General features: G+C 67.5%; 2 protein-coding genes and 1 riboswitch. Both genes read left to right on the forward strand.

Annotated elements, in window-relative coordinates:
* Positions 1-249 precede the first annotated feature (249 nt).
* Positions 250-2,943, forward strand: a complete 2,694-nt coding sequence (locus D580_RS0114830; RefSeq protein ID WP_018955142.1) for a GNAT family N-acetyltransferase — start codon at positions 250-252, stop codon at positions 2,941-2,943.
* 212 nt (positions 2,944-3,155) lie between these two features.
* Positions 3,156-3,238, forward strand: a riboswitch (cyclic di-GMP riboswitch).
* Between the two features lies 1 nt (position 3,239).
* Positions 3,240-3,590 carry a hypothetical protein gene (locus D580_RS0114835; RefSeq protein ID WP_018955143.1) on the forward strand — a complete coding sequence of 117 codons (351 nt, stop codon included), beginning with the start codon at positions 3,240-3,242 and terminating at the stop codon, positions 3,588-3,590.
* Positions 3,591-3,756 lie beyond the last annotated feature (166 nt).

Consider the following 3,756-nt stretch of genomic DNA (forward strand, 5'->3'; position numbering starts at 1 on the left):
GTGTCGGCTACGCCGGCGCCGTCTTCCGCTCCGCGCGCCCCGTCACAGCGGCATCTCGACGCCCTCGCTACGAACGGTGGTGAGATATGCGGGCTCGCCTGGGGATCCGTCCAAACGAGCAGACTTCAAGAGTATCAGCTCATTGATCGGCCAACACATTGTCCGGAATCAGAATGCAGCATGATTGATTACGCCAAGATGGCCATGAAACACTGAAAACCCGCCCGATACCTCAGACACGGAGCCACCATGGGTCCCCACTACCTGCGCCGCATCCTCTCCGCCCGGGGCATCGCCGTGATCGGCGCCAGCGACCGGCCCGAGGCGGTGGGCGGCCTGGTCATGCGCAACCTGCGCGCCATCGGTTATGAGGGGGCCCTGCATCCGGTCAATCCGAACCACCCGAAGATCATGGGCATGAGGGCCTACCCGGACGTGGCCGCCATCGAGCGGCCGCCGGAGCTGGCCGTGATCGCCACACCTGCCGACACGGTGCCGGAGATCGTGCGCCAGTGCGGCGAGGCCGGGGTGGCCGGGGCGATCGTCATGTCGGCGGGCTTCGCCGAGGCGGGCTCCCAGGGGCAACGCCTGCAGGCGGCCATGCTGGAGGCGGCCCGGGAGACCGGGCTTCGCCTCATCGGCCCCAACTGCCTGGGCGTGATCCGGCCCAAGCACAAGATCAACGCCACCTTCAGCCGCAACACCGCCCTGCCCGGCCACCTGGCCCTGGTGTCCCAGTCCGGCGCCATCTGCACCGCCATCCTGGACTGGGCCGAGGACCAGCGCATCGGCTTCTCCCTGGTGGCCTCCCTGGGCGACGCGGCGGACGTGGACTTCGGCGACGTGCTGGACTTCCTGGCCCTGGACGCGGAGACCCACAGCATCCTGCTGTACGTGGAAGGCATTCGCCACGCGCGGCGCTTCATGAGCGGCCTGCGGGCGGCGGCGCGCATGAAACCGGTGATCGTCATCAAGGCGGGGCGTCACGAGGAGGGTTCCCGGGCGGTCATGTCCCACACCGGCGCCCTGGTGGGGGCAGACGACGTGTTCGACGCGGCCCTGGAACGGGCCGGCGCGGTGCGTGCCCAGACCGTGCAGCAACTCTTCTCCGCCGCCCGGCTGCTGTCCACCGCGCCCCGGGTGCACGGCAATCGCCTGGCCATCATCACCAATGCGGGCGGTCCCGGGGTGATGGCCACCGACCGGGCAGTGGAACTGGACGTGAGCATGGCGGAACTCTCCCCCGCCACCCTGCGGCACCTGGACACCACCCTGCCCGCCCAGTGGTCCCACGGCAACCCCCTGGACCTGCTCGGCGACGCGGACGCCGGCCGCTACCGGGAGGCACTGGGCGCCTGCCTGGAGGACCCTCGTGTGGACGGCATCCTCACCATGCTCACCCCCCAGGCCATGACCGACCCGAACGGGGTGGCAGAGGAACTCATCGGCGCGGTACAGGCGCAGGACAAAAGCGGCCTGCGCAAGCCGGTGCTGGCCTGCTGGATGGGCGGCAAGCAGGTGAGCGCCGCCCGCAAGCGCTTCAGCGAGGCTGGCCTGCCCCACTTCCCGACCCCGGAGGCCTCGGTGGAGGCCTTCGCCTACCTCACCGCCTACGAGCGCAACCAGCGCCTGCTGCTGCAGGTGCCCGGCCCCCTGAGCGACCGCAGCCCCGCCGACGTGGAGGGGGCGCGACTGATCATCGAGGGCGTGCTGGCCGAGGGGCGCAAGGTGCTGGGCAGCCTGGAGGCCAAGGCGGTGCTCTCCGCCTTCCACATCCCCGTGACCCAGACCCTGCTGGCACGCACCCCGGCCGAGGCTCTGGTGGCGGCCAGCACCCTGGGTTACCCGCTGGCCATGAAGATCGCCTCGCCGGACATCACCCACAAGTCGGACGTGGGCGGCGTGCGCCTCAACATCACCGGCGCGGATGCGGTACGCAAACACTTCCAGGAGATGCTCCAGGCAGCCCGGGAGGCGCAGCCCGATGCGCTGATCGAGGGGGTGACCCTGGAGCGCATGTACCGCAGCCACTACGGACGGGAGCTGATGGTGGGCGTGCTGCGCGACCCGGTATTCGGCCCGGTGATCAGCTTCGGCTCCGGCGGTACCTCGGTGGAGGTGTTGCAGGACCGGGCCGTGGCCCTGCCGCCGCTCAACGAGACCATCATCCGCAACATGATCAGCCGCACCCGGGTGGCGCGGCTGCTGGCGCGCTTCCGGCACATGCCCGCGGTGGACGCCGCCGCCCTGGAGCGGGTCCTGCTGCGCATCTCCGAGATGGTCTGCGAACTGCCCCAGGTGGTGGAACTGGACATCAACCCCCTGATCGTCGACGAGCACGGGCTGGCGGCCGTGGACGCGCGCATCGGCGTGGCCTTCCCGCCCGCCGAGGCGGATCCCTACGCCCACATGGCCATTCACCCCTACCCGTCCAGCCTGGTGAGCCACTGGCAGCTGCCCGACGGTACCCCCATCACCATCCGCCCGATCCGCCCCGAGGATGCCCAGATCGAACAGGCCTTCGTGCGCGGGCTCTCGGACGAATCCCGCTATTTCCGCTTCATGCAGGCCCTGCACGAGCTCACCCCGCAGATGCTGGTGCGCTTCACCCAGATCGACTACGACCGGGAGATGGCCTTCATCGCCACGCTGGAACAGGACGGCGCCGAACTGCAGGTGGCGGTGGGCCGCTACACCGCCAACCCAGACCAGCGCAGCTGCGAGTTCGCCCTGGTGGTGGCGGACGACTGGCAGGGCAAGGGCATCGGCACCCACCTGATGCAAAGCCTGATGCAGGTGGCCCGGTCCCGGGGCCTGACCCTGATGGAAGGGGAGGTGCTGTCCAGCAACAGCAACATGCTGGCCCTGGTGAAGCGCCTGGGCTTCTCGACGCGGGTCCGGCCGGAGGACGAAGGCGTGGTCTGGGTCGGCAAACAGCTCTGACGGCGGCGCCGCCGGAATCAGCGCAAACGCAGTGGCATTTATCCTCCCGCTTTCAACCAGGTACCTGAGCTTGCTGACACGTCGCTCGAGATAGGGTGACGACAAGCGGCCTCTTTCCACCGACGAGAGGCCATACGGTATGTGATGGAATGCTCAACCCCGCACCCGATCCTTGACCAGAATCACAGTCGTGGCCAGATGCAATCTGGCTCACAGGACAAAGGCAAACCCGTCGAAAGGCGGGGACGCAAAGCCACCGGTCTCACGGAACATCCAAGACAGCGGGGTTGCCCACCATGGCACAGCAGACAACTCATCGCGCAGCCTCATGCGCCAGCCCGGCACCAAGCCGGCAGATCCTCCGGCTCGCCGCCTCGGCGACCATCCTTGCCACCCTGATCTCCCTGCCGTTCTCCAGTCATGGAGACGAAGACAGTTACGGCTCCCTGACCCGAACCGCCGCGGCCCTCAACCAGGACTTCGCCCGCGAGCAGGCCTTCGGCCAGCAGATTCTCAGAAGTTCCTATGCCCAGCCCGCCAGCTACCAGCGGGAACTGCGCATCAGCGCCCAGGAGCCCCGCAACCGGGCCATGGTCTACCCGGCCGGCGATGGCGGGGTGATGCTGGAGATGAACTTCCGATACTGAGCATGACGAGTGACCTCCACCCAGGGGTTTTTTGAAGCGGCCTGAAAGGGCCGCTTTTTTAGTGGTCAGTCTCCACTAGTGTCCGGTTAACTCTGATGCATATTCGCATAACAATATGACTTTTAGTCATATTTTTCTGAAAATTGGTGGTGTCGACTTGAGCGCG

It is taken from the genome of Thioalkalivibrio sulfidiphilus (assembly GCF_000377945.1).
GTDB lineage: Bacteria > Pseudomonadota > Gammaproteobacteria > Ectothiorhodospirales > Ectothiorhodospiraceae > Thioalkalivibrio_A > Thioalkalivibrio_A sulfidiphilus_A.